We start from the raw sequence: 16,849 nt of genomic DNA, 5'->3' as shown, positions 1-16,849 counted from the left end.
ACCCTTTCCTTCTTTTTTCTTTCAGAACGGAAACAATAAAGTTCCCTCATATTACTTTACGTTCTGAACCGGCGGATTTCTTCCGTTTTTTTCCTGAACTGAGGCTTTGCGGATCTGGCGATTATTCCCCTGCTCTGAGCGATGCGGCTCTACCGATGATGCTCCGCTTCGAATCGCCGCGCTTTCTTCGTTCATTAACCCGCTCCGGAACGATGCGGTGAACCGGCCCCTTGCGGTACGCGCTTTTCTCTGCAATCGCGCTCAATGAGCGCTTCCATAATGTCATCGAGCTCCATCGGCCGGCGGGCACGGATTGTCCAGCCCTGCTCGGTCAGCCAGCGCTCCGCTTCCATCGGCCGGGCGGTCGATAAGCTTATGACGCCCCCGCCCGCATCTTCAGCCTGGCAGCCGCCGGGAATCTCCGAAGCTGCTGCGGCGCAGCCTGAGGCCGCGGTTAAACCGCTGCCGGTCTCGACGAAGAAGCGGGACCAGGAGCTGAACAATTCGTCTTTCTCGTACATCCCGAGCACCCGTCCCGCATGCATGAAGACGATGTAATCGGCAAGCCGCCGCACTTCCTCGACAATATGCGTCGCCATCACAATGGTCCGGGTCCCCGGCTCCATATACCGGTGAAACACGTCAATCATCGCCTTCCAGGCGAGCGGATCGAGACCCGAGGAAGGCTCGTCAAGCAGAAGCAGCTCCGGCTCATGGGCCATAATGAGCGCCAGCTCGAATTTGCGCCGCATTCCTTTGGACATGCGTCTGAGCTTGAGCGACGGGTCCACTTCAAAGACGGACAGCAGCTTGTTAAAGAGGATTTCGTTCCAATCCGGATACCATTGCCGGACAAAATCCGCCTTCTGACGGCCTCGCATGCCGTCCTCCTGATGGAACGGTTCCTCGGACAAGTAACCGATGCGGCGCTTTAATACCGCATCATCGGAGGCGTCGACTCGCTGTCCGAGCATCGTCAGGTAACCTTCATCCGGCTTGGAAAGACCGAGCAGCAGCTTGAACGTCGAGCTTTTACCCGATCCGTTCGGTCCGACGATGGCCGTCACACACCCTTGCGGAACCTGCAACGAAAGCGGCCCCAGCTTGAAACGGTCTCTGCGCTGCACGACTCCCTCAATATGTATAGCTAAGTTGTCCCGCATATGATCCCTCCCTGCTTAATGTCCGTGCTCCGCCGCATAAGATCCTCAGCTGCTCTTCGCCTCTCCCGATACGAATTGCGGCGCCGCACCGCTGCAGTTCGTTCATGCGATCCGTAAGCCCGATTGCAGCCCGGTCTGGGGCCGCCAAAGGCTGGCCCTAGGTCACCGCTCCAGCCCCATCCGTTCCTTCATCACCCGCTGAAAAATGTCCGTCATCTCCTCTTCGCTGCATTTCACCCTCAGTCCAGCCTCCACGGCGGCGGCGAATGCTGCGGTAACCGACTCGAGCCGCTGCCGGTCTCTGATGTCCGTATCGACGGCGGCGACAAACGTTCCCGTTCCCTGCCGCGTCCGCAGCAGCCCTTCATTTTCCAGATCCTGATACACTCTCCGCACCGTGATGACGCTGCATTTCAGCATTTGCGCCAGCTCCCTTATCGAAGGAAGAAGCGTATCTTCAGCCAGCCGCCCGCTGATGATCAGCGCCCGCAGCTGCGTTTCGATCTGCCGGTACAGCGGCTCCGCACTATGCTCGTTAAGCTCTATCGGTAACCACATCGAAAGCCGTCACCTTCTTATCGTTCATTCGTCAAGCTCCGCGTCTCGAGCCGCCTGCGTATCATGCCGCTGCCGAGCGCAAGAGCTGCGGCGCCCGCAGCCAGGGATAGGCCGGCGAGCCACCAATGCCCGCTGCGGAACTGTCCGGCAGCGGCGAAAATGATGGAGCCCCCGTTCATCGCCACGATGCACGACACCGCAACAAACAGTCCCACATACACAAAACAGATGATGAAAAATGTGCGGCCGGAATAGCCAACTTCCCAGTACGCATACGTGACGCTGACGATGACCGCATAGCCGAGCCAGAACAGCGCATAACCGGTAAATTCCGGAACGGTCAACATGCTGCGCAGTCCTTTCGCAACGATATATTCCAGCGTGAAAAAGTAAAGCCATAGCGGCACGAGCACCGTCATCATCATGATGAGCCGTGCAGCCGCGATATGCCGGTTCGTAATCGGCAGCGTCCGCCAGTAGGCGATCCGCCGGGTGACGTAATCTTCCCGCAAGTAGCGAAGCGTCGTCCGGTTCATGAGAAATCCGAGACAAGGCAAAACGACAAGCATCGAGAAATCGCCGGCCCAGATGACAACCCGGTACCCTTGATCCAGTTCGCCGGCGTAATTGAACAGCGGCAGCGTCGTGAACACCATATAAGTGGCAAACAAAAGCGTCGCCAGCACCCCCGCCCATCCCCGGCTCCATTCGTAACGCACCAGGCACCAAGCCCCCCGCCACACACCCACAGCCGTCACTCCATTCCAACAAAATCGTTCATGTATATACTGTGCATATCTTTATACACAGTATATACAGGTCATCCTCAATTGTCAATTATTAGGATGCAATTCTCCAACCAATTTCCAGACAAACAGTCTGCAGTCGCTTCTGCCACACAAGCAGAAGCGGCTATCGCTCTCCCATTTATGGGAGAGATTCGTTTCGCACAGAATATCAGAAAAGGATAAAGCAATATTTATACTTCCTGATATTTTAAAAAAAGAGGCCAGCCGGACTGCAGCCCGGTTGGCCTCTTGTCTGTGCGGCAAATGCCGCTGCTTATGGAATTCGGGTTACAGTCCGCCGGTCATCTGCTCGTTGATCGCTTGCTGGAGCTGCTCCATCGTGACCGCGTCTTTCGGCTCACCCGTCTCAAACTTGACGTCGCCGTTGATGTTGGTCATTTGGGAAAGGAAACGAAGCGTACCGCTGCCGGTTTGACCGTTGTCGTTCATCTCCATTTTGACCAGTGTGTTGCTGTAATGTGCATAGCCTTCTTTATCGATGCCGATGTTGGAGGTGACATCCAGCGCCGTAACCGTTTTGTTAAACTCTTCGATGCCCTTTTTCAATTCCTCGTCGCTCGTCTGCGTTACTTCCTTGCGGGCGTCGTCAAGATCCGCCTGCGTCAGCTGCAGCATGTTGCGGTATTCCTCATTCTTGGAAAGCAGGTCGAATATTTCCGGCAAAATGTTTTTCACAACTGTTTGCGCCAGCGGCTCGACCTGGTCGCGAGTCACGTGCACCTGAACCGCTTTGTCCGCGCCTGCGTCGTCCGGAATGCCCGCTTCTTTCGGCTTGACGGATTTAAGGTATGTTTTTTCATCAATATGCTTGAATACGATTCCGGATACGTCGTTCACGAACTGCTGCGATTTCGCAACGTCCAGCTGCGGCATTTCCGTTCCTTGCTCCTTCGCCAGCTCCTTCATGTCAAACTCCACAAATTTGCCGACCAGGCTCTGCGGAATGAACGATGCAAGCATCGGGATATTCGGAACTTTGATCCACAATTTATCTTGATTCATAATCATCGTTGTGTTGATCGTAAGCGCCATATCTCCGCTTGTAATAATTTTCATGTTCATTTCCGTAAGCATCGGATCGAGACGGTAAGCCCCTGTCCAGCTGATTTCGGCGTTTTGCAGCATGCCGAGCATCATGGACGTGTTCAGATCGGTCGCCATCTCCTCAGGAACGTTCAATTCTTCCAATTTGACACTGCCTGTAAACGCGTAGCTTTTTAACTCAGCCGTTTTGCCGGTTGCATCCATCAACGTTTCTTTCGGTGACTTGGAAGCGGTAGAGCAGCCCCCCAACATGAGCGCAACCACGAGCAGCATGGCAAATGCCGCAAAACCTAACTTTCTTTTCCCTTTTGATAACAAAATGAATAACTCCTTTCGAATTGCAGTCCTGTCATTGTATCTCATTTAGGCTTACGAGAAAAGGGTTTTTACATAAATTCCTAAACAATATGTTCTTTTCCGCCATTTTATTCCCAACATTACCCTGGTCACTTGCCTCTAAAACAAAGCCACTCTCCAAGGTAGAGAATGGCTCATTAGATCTTGCTCTTACAGACCGAATATGGCGTCGATCATCGGTTTCGTATGGCCTCCGGGATACATGACATACAGCAGCACATAAACGGCCACACCCGTAATCGCGGTGAAAAACCAGATCACGGACGTCGTCCGGCCCCATTTGCGGTGTTTGGCGAACTTTTCGCGAAATCCCAGAACGAGCGTCGTAATGCCGAAGACGGCAGCCACGGTCGCCAGTATAATATGAAATACGAGAAAGAAGACATAATATTTTTCCAGATTATCCGGACCGCCCCATTCCGTATTCCCGACCAAAATCGTGCGCGACGCATAAATGATAAAGAAGATTATCGCTGCGACAGCGGCCGCAATCATCACCTTCTTGTGCTCGTCCAGTCTGCGCCGGATGGCGAGGCGCCAGCCGATCGCGACCAGAATGGCGCTGATGACGATAAAGGAGGTGCTGATTGTAGGAAAAAGCGTATAAATCGACATTGACTTCCCACCCTGTCCAAAATTGTGTTAAGGAGCGCCCGCCTGACCGGCATTCGGCAAATCGGTATCCGAGTCGGCGTGCTCTTTTTTATACCAATGAAAAAAAACATATGCCAGAATCGCGCCGAACATCACTTCCTGGATCAGCTTCATGACGATGCCGCCCAGCTGTTGGTCCTCAAGCGGACTGAACAGACTGAAGACCGAAGGTCCGCCTAACGTCTTCAGCAGCTGCGAAGGATCGCCCGACACGCAGTAGCCCATCGCCTTCGCCCACACTTGCGGATCGTTGTACACGGCGTACATCGGCGAACCCGCGAATATGATGAGGGCGCAGGCCGGCGTCAGCAGCATGCCGCTCGCGAACACAAACGCCATTTTGCGCAAGCCGTTCAGCCGGTTCCATTCCGGGACCGGGCACGTAATCTGCCACCACATCAGGAACGCCGCGACCAGCAGCACCAGATAGAACAAACGGTGCAGCGTAAAGTGCGTCATCACGTAATCGTGCACGAGCGGCACATGGTAGATGGAGAACAGCATATTGAAGGCGACCAGCGTCAAAATCGGATGCGTCAGCCAGCGGAAGGGACGCCACCCCCGATGCGAAAAAACGAACCGCCATATATAACCCGGTACGCCGAGCAGCACGAGCGGCGGGGCGATCAGATACGATAGCGACATATCCAGCATATGAAACGTAAACATCAGATGGCCGAGCAGATTGAGCGGACCGCCCTGCGCCGCATAGAGCAGCGCAACGCCGCTGCCGAACATGGTCTGCTGCAAAGCGGTTGCTCTCGCTTCTTCGGGAAACCGTTTCAACCGCCACGGGCCGATCAAATAATAATATCCGATGACCAGCGCGATCGCTCCGAAGAGAAGCGGCGGACTCCATAAAGCTTCGAACCCGAAATATTGCAGTCCCAGCATAAACGTCTGTCCCCCTTTAGGATCGGGTTACCAATCGCACCGGCATCCGGACGGGTTCGACGGCTGTACTTCAAGCTTACCCTATACCGAATGCCGAGAGCAAAGGTCGAATTTGTGAATTGGGGAAAAAGGAGTCGCTGCGCGGCAGCTTTGGTCGGGAAATGGAAACCCGCTGCTCGGCGGGGTTGATCTTACGATCGCTGTTGTGGCCGGATTGTCTGATTTGTAACCCTTTCAGGGTAACAATCCGTCCACAAGGGCGAACGCTGACGCTTCTCCAAATTCAACCCCGCCGCTCCGCTCTCCTTTTTCCGGTAGGGTAGGCAGAGGCGGCTGCGCGAGTCCGCGCTTGCCTATACCGGTGAAAGACGAAAAGATATTAAAGTCGGAAAGGACATCCACTGCGCGGCGGGGTTGATCTTACGATAGCTGTTGTGGCCGGATTGTCTGAATTGTAACCCTTACAGGGTAACAATCCGTCCACAAAGGCGAACGCTGACGCTTCTCCAGATTCAACCCCGCCGCTCCGCTCTCCTTTTTCCGGTGGTGCAGGCAGAGGCGGCGGCGCGTGGTCCCACGCTTGCCTGCACCAGTAGATCGCTCCGAAAATACCGTTAACTTCCGATGTTCTAACGGAACTCACAGCTCTAATTTTGCATTTATGAGCCCATTTGGAAATCTAACGGAACTCACAGCTCTTAGTCGATTTAAAATGGTATATTTACCGACATAAAAACCGAAATAAGGTCCGATACTTCCGTTAGATTTTCAAATCGAACAACATGAGCGGAATAACGTCCCCTGCTTCCGTTAGCAGCCAAGAACAACCCGTAATGGTAACGGTTTTTCAGGATCGTTCTTGCATTTGCCTACAGTAGCAAAAGAGCTCAACAGGAAAAAGGAGGAGGCCTTCAAGCAGCACATCCTCCCCCCGTATTCACTTCTTAACGAGCACGCCCGTAAGCGCATCAGACGGCTGCTGCTGCGCGTTACGTTACGGTGTGGGCCGCAAGCGCGCGGCGCCGCTCCGGACCTCTTTACGTTTTACCACCACGTCCAATATTCAGCCGTCACGACGAGCGTGAACGCTACAAACACGCCGCCTAAAATGCCGATGATCGGGAACAGGTGGCCGCGGTCCTTCATATGCATCCAGAACGACATCTGGATAATGACCTGCAGAATGGCCATGACGATAAGCAAAATATAAACGAACGAAGTGTTTATTTCCCCGGCAATAACCGTTGCGAAAGCAATCAGCGTGAGCAGAATGGAAAAAAAGTAAGCGATGATATGCTTTCGGGGGCCTTCGTGCCGGTATCGTTTTCCGGGTTTGGGAGATTCCGAATATTCGCTGCCCGCCATCGCTTTAGCCCACCTTTCCCATCAAGTACACAACCGTAAAAATAAATACCCACACAACATCGATAAAGTGCCAGTACATGCCGGCTACATAAATTTTAGGGGCGGTGACGACGGTCAGCCCTTTTTTGACGATTTGACCGACCAGAATCGATATCCAGATGACGCCGAACGCGACGTGAGCGCCGTGGAAGCCGACCAGCGTATAGAAAGAGGAGCTGAAGGCGCTCGTACTGAAACGGTGGCCTTCTGCGGCATATTCGGCGAATTCGTAAATTTCCAGCCCGAGAAAAAGGAGCCCGAACACAACCGTGACGATCAGCCAGCCAATCATCGCCTTCACGCGCTCCTTGTGCATCGCCTGAATGGCGAACACGCTCGTCAAACTGGATGTGAGCAGGATCAATGTGGCGACAGCGACCATTGCCAGGTTGAACAGCTCGTGCGAGGTCGGATTTCCTTCGCCCACCTGGCCGCGCAGTGCCAGAAATGTCGAGAACAGCGTGCCGAACAACACGGTTTCTCCGCCGAGGAACAGCCAGAAGCCAAGCACCTTGTTGCGGCCTTCCAGCGTTGCCCGCTCCGGCTCATGCGGAAGCTTCCCTTCCGGGTGCGGATGCGCGCTCATGCCTTCACCCCCTTCAGCTGCGGCTCTTCCGGATCGATATGGAAGCCGGGGTCGTCCTTCAGCGAGCGGATCAGCATGCACCCAAGCGTCACCGCAAGGCCGAGCACCGCCACTATATGAGTACCGAACAGCTGCGAAAAAAATGGATTTGGCCAATCGTTGTCCGCATACATAAATCCGAGGCCGCTGATGAACAATCCGACCGACATGAGGAGCGGCAATATCGACGGCGAAGGCATATGGATCGGTCCTGCCGGCTCGGCCGGAGACATCGTTCCATGGCCTTCCATTTTCTCTTTCCATAAAGCGTCGTAACCGCGAACGAGCGGCGTCTGCGCAAAGTTGTATTCCGGGGCCGGAGACGGGATGGACCACTCCAGCGTCCGGCCGTCTTCCCACGGGTCGTCCGCCGCATCGGCCGGCTTGCGGAAACTGACGACAATATTGACAAGAAAGCAAATGGTGCCGAAAGCCATCAGGAAGGCGCCGATCGTGCTGATCAGATTCAATTCGTTGAAGTCGTAACCGTCGAGATACGTATACACCCGGCGCGGCATTCCGAGCAGACCGAGGAAATGCTGGACGAAGAAGGTCAGATGGAAGCCGATGAAGAACGTCCAGAACGTCAGCTTGCCGAGCCGCTCGCTGAGCATGCGCCCGAACATTTTTGGCCACCAGTAATGAAGGCCCGCGAAAATGCCGAGGATTAGGCCGCCGACGATTACGTAATGGAAATGGGCAACGACGAAGTAGGAGTCGTGATATTGGAAGTCGGCCGGAGCCGCCGCCAGCATAACGCCCGTTACCCCGCCCATGACGAAGGTCGGCACGAAACCGACGGCAAACAGGTTGGCGGTTGTGAAGCGAATCGAGCCACCCCACAGCGTAAAGATCCAGTTGAAAATTTTAATGCCGGTCGGCACCGCAATGAGCATCGTTGCGATCGAGAACAGCGCATTGGCCACCGGTCCAAGGCCGGTCGTGAACATATGATGAACCCAGACCATGAAGCCGAGAAAGCCGATCAGCACCGTTGCGAATACCATCGTGCTGTAGCCGAACAGACGCTTGCGCGAAAACGTGCTGACGACTTCGGAAATGACGCCAAAAGCCGGCAATATAAGGATGTAAACTTCAGGATGTCCGAATATCCAGAAAATATGCTCCCACAGAACGGCATTGCCGCCGCCCGCCGCTTCGAAAAAGTTGGCCTGAAACAGCCTGTCGAACATCAGCGCGACCAGTCCGACCGTCAGCGCCGGGAACGCGAACAAGATCAGCGCCGAGGTAATAAACGCGGTCCAGGTGAACATCGGCATCCGCATGAAGGTCATCCCCGGGGCGCGCATGTTAATAATCGTGACCAGAAAGTTAATGCCGCCGATCAGCGTCCCGATGCCGGCAATCTGCAGGCCGATCACATAATAATCGACGCCGTGATCGAGGTTGTAGGTCGGACCGGCAAGCGGCAGATAAGACGTCCAGCCCGCATCGGGAGCGCCTCCCGTGAACCAGCTCAGATTGAGCAGTAAGCCGCCGAAAAAGAAGGTCCAGAAGCCGAGCGCGTTCACGAACGGGAACGCGACGTCGCGGGCGCCGATCTGCAGCGGAACGATGGCGTTCATAAGCGCGAACAGCATCGGCATCGCCGCCAAAAAAATCATCGTCGTCCCGTGCATCGTCAGCAGCTCGTTGTAATTATCCGCACCGACGAAATCGTTCATCGGCTTCCACAGCTGAATCCGGATCAGCAGCGCTTCAAAGCCGCCGACAAGGAAGAAGAAGCCGCCGGCAATCAAATACAGAATCCCGATTTTTTTATGGTCAACCGTTGTGAGCCAATCCATCAGACCGCGGTAACGTTTGACCGGTACTTCGTGAGCCAAAGGCTTGCACCCCCTTTTGATCCCGCTAAGTTATGGCTTCTCATCCAATTTGTACTCGGATAAATATTTGGCGATCCCGTCGATTTCCTCCTCCGTCAATCCGACCTTCGGCATGATGTTGCCCGGTTTGACCGCCTGCGGATCGCTGATCCAGCGTTTCAGATTATCGTAGGTTGTGCCTTCGTTGCTGTATTTCGGATCGTCGGTATTCGTCAGAATGCCGGCCACTGTGGAACGGTCCCCGATTCCGGTCAGGTTAGGGTACAAGGGAGAGCCTTTATCGCCCACAGCATGGCAAGACAGGCATTGATTCTCGAACACGGCCGCGACATTGGGATCCGCCGGCATAACGGCCGGTTGCTTCATCGCCTCGACCCAGCGCTCGAAGGAGGCTTCGTCCACCGCCGTCACCTTGAAGTCCATGAGCGCATGCGACGGTCCGCACAGCTCTGCGCATTTTCCCATATAAACGCCTTCTTCGGGCGCACTGAAATACATCGTATTAACGTTGCTGCCGGGGTTCGCGTCGATCTTGCCGGCCAAGGATGGAATCCAGAAGGAATGGATGACATCGGCTGATTTGACCTGCGCGGAAATCGTTTTGCCGGTCGGAATCATCAGCTGCTGGGCCGTCTTGATTCCATACTGCGGATATTCAAATTCCCACCAGTACTGATGGGCGGTGACGATGACCTGCACCGCATTATTGTCCTTCGTATAATCGGTTGCGAGGCCGAACACGGATTTAACGGTCGGGACGGCGAGGATAAAGAGCAGAATAAGCGGGATGACCGTCCAAATGATTTCCAGTTTGTGGTTGCCTTCCACCTGGACCGGGATCGATTTGTCCCCCGGACGTCTGCGGTAACGAACGATGACATAGAAGGAAAGCACAAATACAATGACGACGACGACGATCATAATCAGGATTGCCAGCTTCATCAGATCGAACTGCTCTTCTGCAACAGGTCCTTGCGGATTCAGAGCCGAGATGTCGGCCCGTCCGCAAGCGGAAAGCAGCAGCGCCATCGCCGTAAGCATGGGCCAAAGCCGTTTTGCAGCGTGCCATCGATTCATCATTGATCAACCCCATTTTTAACGTTTTCACAAATTGCCCAAGCAAAAACGGAAGACCATGTCCGGTTTCCGTTTCATTGCGAGAAGCCCTACAGAATGGTCCGGAGACGAAAATGTTAACGCTTTCTCTTTGCTATGTACTGCTGGCACAATCTGTGTGAGTCGCAGATGTTTTCGTAAATATTGGCTGCTTTGTCATGATGAAATTCATCTTAAATATAAAGTTGAAGCCGTTGTTTGTCAATGATGGTGTTCCGGAAACATGGCGGCTGCCAATGAAAAAAAATATTGTCGATTGTTTCCATAGCTGATATAATGTCCTTCCGCTCTCTACCGCATTTCACCTTTTTCCCGGATTGGAAGCTGATTCATTTTACGGAGGTGTGAAATGCTCTTTCTTGTGTTAGCCCGCAAAACTTTCGACCGCAACTTGCAGTACCGCTCGGCCCATATGATCCACAATATCGCCAGCGCCCTCTTCGGCTTTATTTACATGTCCGTCTGGAGAGGAATCGCGGAAGGACGCAGTCTCGGCGAGTACGGCACGGCCGGAATTCTCAGCTACGTCGCCTTTAACCAGTGCATCTTGTGGATTACGTCATTCCAGACGAACGGCCTCGGTCTTCCGCAGGCGGTCCGCACCGGAGCCATCGCGCTGGAACTTATGCGCCCGGTTCACCTGTTTTACCAACTGATATGCCGAGAAAGCGGTCAAATCGCTTACCAGTTTTTGTACAAGTTCCTGCCGATTTACGCCGTGTACTTTTTTGCGCTGCCCATTCGGGTCCCGCAAACCGCAGCCGCCTGGCTCTGGACCTCTCTGGCGCTGCTTTTGGCGGCCTACATCTCGCTGTGCATTCAGTTTCTGATCGGAGCCGCCGCGTTATGGACAACCGAATCGACATGGATGTACTGGAGCAACTATGCGCTTTCGACGCTGCTGTCCGGGTTTCTGATCCCGGTCGAATGGCTGCCCGGTCCGCTGGCCATGATCAGCCGTTTTTCGTTTTACCCGTATCTGCAGTATGTGCCCTCGCGCATTTATTTGGAGATGGACGGCCCTGAACGATTGATCGGCGCCTTAATCTGGTGCGTCTGTTTGACAGCTGTATGCGTAGCCGCAACCGCGATAATGCGCCGCAAAGTGGAGGTGCAGGGCGGATGAGCTGGCTTCGCATGTACGTGCTTCTGGTAAGGGCGAGCGTCCGCAGCCGGATGCAGTACCGGTTTAATTTCTGGTTCAGCGTTATGATGGCGGCCGTCATCAATGCCGTCGACTTTGCGCTGCTTGCCGTCATTTTGCTCCGTTTCGGGGGCATAAAAGGATGGAGTCTGGCGGAGGCCGGCTACTTGTACGGCGTATTGACGGCAGCCAAGGCGATTTACCGCAGCTTGGCGTCCGACGTCCATCATCTGGAACGGTATCTGGTGAGCGGCGATCTCGATGCGCTGCTGCTGCGTCCCGTTCCCGTCCTGCTCGCTTTGATGAGTCAAAACTTCCATCTGCGGGTAGGCGAACTGCTGCTCGGCGGCGGCATATTGGCGCTCAGCCTTCATTCCCTATTGGAGGCCGATCAAGTCACATGGTCCATTCTGCCTTGGACGCTGCTTGTCATCGGTTCCGGTTCGGTGCTGCTCTTTGCGATCGGGCTGCTGACGGCGTCGGCCGGTTTCTGGATTACCCGCATCGAGACATTGCAGAACATTACGGAAGACGCGGCGCGAACCGCCGCCCAATACCCGCTCACCATTTATCCATCCTGGTTGAAAATCCTGTTCATCGGCGTTATCCCGATCGCATTCGCGAACTATTTGCCCGCGCTTTACCTGCTCCGGCATGAAACGGGCTGGTGGATGCCGCTGCTTGCCGCCTGCGTGGCCCTGCTGCTGCTGGCGATCGCGGTGAAAGTATGGCGCATCGGCATTTCCCGTTATCAGAGCACCGGCAGCTGACAACCGGCCAAGCGACAAGGTTTCGCAAAAGAACAAACGGATTTGGCAGATTATAAAAAAAGCTGCAATACAAGTTGAACCAAAGAAACAGACTTGTAGAACGATCCTGAAAAACCGTTACCATTACGTGTTGTTTTGGATGCTAACGGGTTGTTCTTGGATGCTAACTGGTTGTTCTTGGATGCTAACGGAAGCAGTGGACGTTATTCAGCTCATTTTGTTCGATTTGAAAATCTAACGGAAGTATCGGACCTTATTTCTGTTTTTCTACCTGAAAATCGACCTTTTTAAATCGATTAAGAGCTGTGAGTTCCGTTATTAATCCAAATGGGCTCATAAATGCAAAATAAGTACACGGAGTTCCGTTAGATCATCGGAAGGTAACGGAATTTTGGGAACGATCTAACTAGATAAGCGGAGTGAGCAGATCATTGTGGTGAAACGTTACAAAAAAGGCTATCAAAGGAGGCATTATGATCCAGGCAACAGCTTTAAGCAAACAATTCCGCACGTCTGTACGGGCCGATGGCCCGTTCAAGAGCGTTCGCTCGCTTTTTTCACGAAACTACACGATTCGCGAGGCGGTTCACGACGTCAGCTTTACAATCGCTCCCGGCGAATTCGTAGGCTACATCGGACCGAACGGAGCCGGGAAATCGACAACGGTCAAAATGCTGTCCGGTATTCTGCACCCTACTTCCGGCGACGTTTCGATTGACGGACTGAGCCCGTACCGGGATCGACGGAAAGTGGCGCGCCGGCTTGGCGTGCTGTTCGGCCAGCGCTCCCAGCTTTGGTGGGACCTTCCCGTGCGCGATTCGTTCGAAATACTGGCCGCGATGTATGACATTTCCAAGTCCGATGCCTCCGCCCGTCTCGATCGGCTCGGTTCGATGCTGCAGCTTGGCGATTTCATGGACACGCCGGTACGGAAGCTTTCGCTCGGCCAGCGGATGAGAGCCGATATTGCTGCCGCTCTGCTGCACAACCCCGGCATTTTATTCCTCGACGAGCCGACGATCGGACTCGACGTGACCGCCAAACGGAGTATCCGGACGTTTTTGCAACAAATCAATAAAGAGCTCGGTACGACCGTTTTGCTGACGACTCACGATATGGACGATATCGAACAGCTTTGCTCCAGAGTGATGGTGTTAAATGGGGGGCGGCTGAAGTTCGACGGGAACATTGGCCAGCTGCGCGCCATGATCGGACTGCCGACCCTGATGACGGTTACATACCGGACTGCGCCCGCTGCATTCGGAGATACCGGGCAAGCGGAATATCCGCGTGACGATGCGCCGAGAGCGATTACCGAAACGCTGCTGGCAAAAGGACTGCGGCTTCAGGATGTATCCGGAAACTCGCTGACCGTGGAATTTAACCGTGAGCGGTGCAGTGCGATGGATGCGCTGCGCATATTGGAGCTTTACGGCGATGTGGACGACGTTCATATGGAAGAACCGAACTTCGAGGATATCGTTCATCGTATTTATTGAAAGGATCGATAATTTTAAGTTATTCTTTCTACAAATAGGTTAAAAATAGCTGAAAACAAGCTGAATATATGATGAATAAATTCTCATTATGTTCTCATAAAAGGGAACAAAACCGGAAAAACCACCTATTTGGGCTCTAAGTGGGCAATTATGGTTCGTTTCAGTTGTGTTATCGTTAGGTGGCGGAGAACGAAGCCGCGCCAAACTACAACACGAAGAAAGGAATGAACCTTTTACATCATGACCAATCATAAAGGGCTCAAACGTCTGTTTACCGCTGTCGTTCTGACCTTCGTCATTTCGCTGGGAGGCACGACTGTTCTGCCTTTCGAAACTGTTCAAGTTGCGAGCGCCGCATCTAAATCTTCCAGAGTCGTTTCCGCTGCCAAACAGTATTTGGGAACGCCATATAAATTCGGGGCATCGACGAAAACGACCCGCGTTTTCGACTGCTCTTCCTTCACCAAACGTGTGTACGGCAAAGTCGGCATCACGCTGCCGCGTACATCGATCAAACAGTCCAAAGTGGGCCGTTACGTTTCCAAGAGCAATTTGCGCGTCGGCGATCTCGTGTTCTTCTACTCCCCGATCCACCATGTAGGCATCTACATCGGCGGCGGAAAAATCATTCATACGTACGGAAAACCCGGCGTTACGATCAGCACGATCAAATCGGGCTGGTGGAAAAAGCATTACAAAACCGCTCGCCGCGTTTTGTAAGATATATATGAAGAGGCAGACAAGCAGACGGATCGTTATCCCGTCTGCTTGTTTTTTTGCGCCTTCGGCCTGACCGCAAGATCGGCGCGCCTGCACTTTGCTTCGCGTACAGCCTCATCTTTGCTTCGCTTGCGCCTGCTCTTTGCTTCGCGTTCGCTTCATCTTTGCAGCGCCTGCTCCCTATCTTCGCTGCAGCTGCTCCAAATCGTTTGCAACGCTGCAGATCAGACCCACAAATGCCGACAGCTCTTCGGACCTAAGAGCTTGCTGCGTCGCGTTGTTGGACGTGGCTTCGGATTCCATGCGCACGCTTTCCAGCTTGCCTGTAATCCCTTCGATCGTGCCGGCAACTTGCTCCAGAGCTTCACGCGAGCTGGCTGCAAGCTTACGCACCTCGCCGGCGACCACTTCAAAGCCGCGCCCCATTTCGCCGGCATGCGCCGCTTCGATGGCCGCGTTTAAGCCGAGCAGGTGCGTGCGGTCGGAAATTTCGCGTACGAGCACGCTCATATCCTCGATTTTCCGCACCTCTTCATTCAGCTCGTCCAGTAGCCGGTGCGATTTATCCTGAGAGGCCGCCGTAGTCCGGGCCGTCTCGGCAATGAACCCGGCGCTGTCCGTCAGCTGCGTGATCATTCCGGTCAGATTTTGCGCAACGCCGGTAATGGATTCGAGCAGATGCCGTTGGTTCGCCGACAGCGTCTCCAGCTCCTCCTTCTCCTTGCGGGTGTAGGCTTCCAATACGAGCTGCGAATCGAAATTGAACATTTTTGTCAGCGCATGCAGCACCTGAATCCAGCTTTCGGGAATGATCCGCCGCAGCAGATCCGAAGCGATATCCAAATAAATCATATAGGTGCCAAGATAATAATCGGCCGTAAGTCCCACTTTGGAATGTATCAGCCCGATTTGGATCCGATTGTCAATATAGGCGCTGTCAATCACACCGTCAGCGAGCGACAAAAAATATTGCTTCTGCATCATTTTCAGCCGGTCAACGTTCGAATTTCGATCGATAATTCCCATCAAATCCGGCCTGCGCCGAATCGACTGATAGAACCGTTCCATCACTTCGTCTGCGATCGTTTCAAATGTAGTTTTGTGCGAAGCGAGAAGATTCAAGTCGTTGTCAGACAAGCCGATAAATTCCAGTTGATCCTGTCTTTGTGCGGATATATCAATCATCATTTTCCCCCTTGGCTTTCATCGATACAATTCATGAGGTAACAGCCACACGCGCGGTCGCCTCGTTCTAGTTTTCCATCCTGACGAATATATCGGATTTCATCGCCGGAATGATGACAAAAAAAGAGCAAACCACGAAGATTTGCTCTCCGGTCCGCTCTTTCGGCAATATTTGATAAGTTGGATTAGGCAAATGCCGCATTGGACGCAGCCGTCTATTTACTCCGCAGTGGAAGCCATTTTAGCACCCGCCGGATTTTGTCGTCCCAATATCCCCATTCATGATCGCCCGGTTCCTCCTCGTACGTGAGCGGAAGGCCGAGTCCTTGCGCATTATCGCGAAACCGGACGTTGTCCTCATACAAAAAATCTTCCGTCCCGCAACACTGGTACAGCTTCGGTACCGTACCGCCCCCTTCAGCGACAAGCTGCGCCAGATGGAACAGGTCGTTGTCCGATCCCCTGATCTTATCGGCGCTTCCAAAGATTAGAGCGAATTCACGATCGAAGCCGTGCAATCGGTCCGTAATAACGGCGGGATCAAGCGCCCCGGACAGACTGGCCGCCGCCGCGAACTTGTCCGGACAGCGGAGCCCAAGCTTGAATGCGCCATACCCGCCCATCGACAGTCCGGCCGCGAAATTATCCTCTCTCGCTTCGGAGAGCGGGAAGAACGATCGGGCAATGGCCGGCAGTTCCTCGCTTATAAACGTCCAATACCGGCCGCCCTGTTCCATATCCATATAAAAGCTGCGGTGAACCGCCGGCATCACGACAGCCAGCCCCAGCTCGGCCGCATAGCGTTCAATGGACGTCCGCCGCAGCCAGATCGAATGGTCATCGGAGAGTCCGTGCAGTAAATACAAGACCGGATGCTTGCCGCCCCGCGTTTTGCCGCCCATTCCGATTTGAGAAAACGTTTGCTGCGGCAAAATAACATTCATGGAACAGCTGAGTCCTAACGTTTCCGAATAATAATCGCATTGAATCAACGCCATCGTTCCGGTCAGCTCCTTATTATTCATTTACCGCTTCGCAGTTAATCTCCGCGTTTCTTTCA

At 53.7% G+C, this 16,849-nt stretch carries 16 protein-coding genes; 4 read left to right on the top strand and 12 right to left on the bottom strand.

The window, feature by feature from the left end; all coding sequences use genetic code 11:
- Window positions 1-194: 194 nt before the first annotated feature.
- The 10 genes from VN24_RS14310 to coxB all read right to left on the bottom strand — a co-directional run bounded on the left by VN24_RS14310 (window position 195) and on the right by coxB (window position 10,435).
- Window positions 195-1,163 carry an ABC transporter ATP-binding protein gene (locus VN24_RS14310; RefSeq protein ID WP_045670952.1) on the bottom strand — a complete coding sequence of 323 codons (969 nt, stop codon included), beginning with the start codon at window positions 1,161-1,163 and terminating at the stop codon, window positions 195-197.
- 162 nt (window positions 1,164-1,325) lie between these two features.
- Window positions 1,326-1,721 (bottom strand): GntR family transcriptional regulator, encoded by a 396-nt coding sequence (locus VN24_RS14305; protein WP_045670951.1) that lies wholly within the window; start codon window positions 1,719-1,721, stop codon window positions 1,326-1,328.
- A gap of 17 nt (window positions 1,722-1,738) precedes the next feature.
- Window positions 1,739-2,470 (bottom strand): hypothetical protein, encoded by a 732-nt coding sequence (locus VN24_RS14300; protein WP_148505243.1) that lies wholly within the window; start codon window positions 2,468-2,470, stop codon window positions 1,739-1,741.
- A gap of 327 nt (window positions 2,471-2,797) precedes the next feature.
- Window positions 2,798-3,892, bottom strand: a complete 1,095-nt coding sequence (locus VN24_RS14295) for a hypothetical protein (RefSeq protein WP_052702960.1) — start codon at window positions 3,890-3,892, stop codon at window positions 2,798-2,800.
- A gap of 189 nt (window positions 3,893-4,081) precedes the next feature.
- Window positions 4,082-4,546, bottom strand: coding sequence for a DUF420 domain-containing protein (locus VN24_RS14290; protein WP_045670949.1), 465 nt, complete (start codon window positions 4,544-4,546; stop codon window positions 4,082-4,084).
- A gap of 27 nt (window positions 4,547-4,573) precedes the next feature.
- On the bottom strand, window positions 4,574-5,479 hold the full coding sequence (gene ctaG / locus VN24_RS14285; protein ID WP_045670948.1) for a cytochrome c oxidase assembly factor CtaG: 906 nt from the start codon (window positions 5,477-5,479) through the stop codon (window positions 4,574-4,576).
- A 1,044-nt stretch (window positions 5,480-6,523) separates the two neighbouring features.
- The gene (locus VN24_RS14280) at window positions 6,524-6,844 is read right to left on the bottom strand and encodes a cytochrome C oxidase subunit IV family protein (protein ID WP_045670947.1); all 321 of its coding nucleotides are present in this window, start codon (window positions 6,842-6,844) and stop codon (window positions 6,524-6,526) included.
- A 4-nt stretch (window positions 6,845-6,848) separates the two neighbouring features.
- Complete coding sequence (locus VN24_RS14275) at window positions 6,849-7,469, bottom strand: cytochrome (ubi)quinol oxidase subunit III (protein ID WP_045670946.1); 621 nt, start codon at window positions 7,467-7,469, stop codon at window positions 6,849-6,851.
- A complete protein-coding gene (ctaD, locus tag VN24_RS14270) occupies window positions 7,466-9,355 on the bottom strand; it encodes a cytochrome c oxidase subunit I (protein WP_045670945.1) in 1,890 nt (629 codons plus the stop codon). The genes VN24_RS14275 and ctaD overlap by 4 nt, the downstream gene beginning before the upstream one ends.
- 30 nt (window positions 9,356-9,385) lie before the next feature.
- Complete coding sequence (gene coxB, locus VN24_RS14265) at window positions 9,386-10,435, bottom strand: cytochrome c oxidase subunit II (protein WP_045670944.1); 1,050 nt, start codon at window positions 10,433-10,435, stop codon at window positions 9,386-9,388.
- 385 nt (window positions 10,436-10,820) lie between these two features.
- Between coxB and VN24_RS14260 the strand changes: the two genes are divergently transcribed.
- The 4 genes from VN24_RS14260 (at window position 10,821) to VN24_RS14245 (ending at window position 14,604) form a co-directional block, all read left to right on the top strand.
- Window positions 10,821-11,597, top strand: a complete 777-nt coding sequence (locus VN24_RS14260; RefSeq protein ID WP_045670943.1) for an ABC transporter permease — start codon at window positions 10,821-10,823, stop codon at window positions 11,595-11,597.
- A complete protein-coding gene (locus VN24_RS14255; RefSeq protein ID WP_045670942.1) occupies window positions 11,594-12,385 on the top strand; it encodes an ABC transporter permease in 792 nt (263 codons plus the stop codon). The genes VN24_RS14260 and VN24_RS14255 overlap by 4 nt, the downstream gene beginning before the upstream one ends.
- Window positions 12,386-12,858: 473 nt before the next feature.
- A complete protein-coding gene (locus VN24_RS14250; RefSeq protein WP_045670941.1) occupies window positions 12,859-13,884 on the top strand; it encodes an ABC transporter ATP-binding protein in 1,026 nt (341 codons plus the stop codon).
- A 240-nt stretch (window positions 13,885-14,124) separates the two neighbouring features.
- Window positions 14,125-14,604 (top strand): C40 family peptidase, encoded by a 480-nt coding sequence (locus VN24_RS14245; protein ID WP_045670940.1) that lies wholly within the window; start codon window positions 14,125-14,127, stop codon window positions 14,602-14,604.
- 180 nt (window positions 14,605-14,784) lie between these two features.
- Here VN24_RS14245 and VN24_RS14240 read toward each other — a convergent pair whose 3' ends face one another.
- Both VN24_RS14240 and VN24_RS14235 read right to left on the bottom strand, forming a co-directional pair.
- On the bottom strand, window positions 14,785-15,789 hold the full coding sequence (locus VN24_RS14240) for a globin-coupled sensor protein (protein ID WP_045670939.1): 1,005 nt from the start codon (window positions 15,787-15,789) through the stop codon (window positions 14,785-14,787).
- A gap of 215 nt (window positions 15,790-16,004) precedes the next feature.
- The gene (locus VN24_RS14235; RefSeq protein ID WP_045673303.1) at window positions 16,005-16,787 is read right to left on the bottom strand and encodes an alpha/beta hydrolase; all 783 of its coding nucleotides are present in this window, start codon (window positions 16,785-16,787) and stop codon (window positions 16,005-16,007) included.
- Window positions 16,788-16,849: the final 62 nt, after the last annotated feature.

It is taken from the genome of Paenibacillus beijingensis, assembly GCF_000961095.1.
Classification (GTDB): domain Bacteria; phylum Bacillota; class Bacilli; order Paenibacillales; family Paenibacillaceae; genus Paenibacillus_O; species Paenibacillus_O beijingensis.
This window is presented reverse-complemented; position numbering and strand designations above follow the sequence as displayed.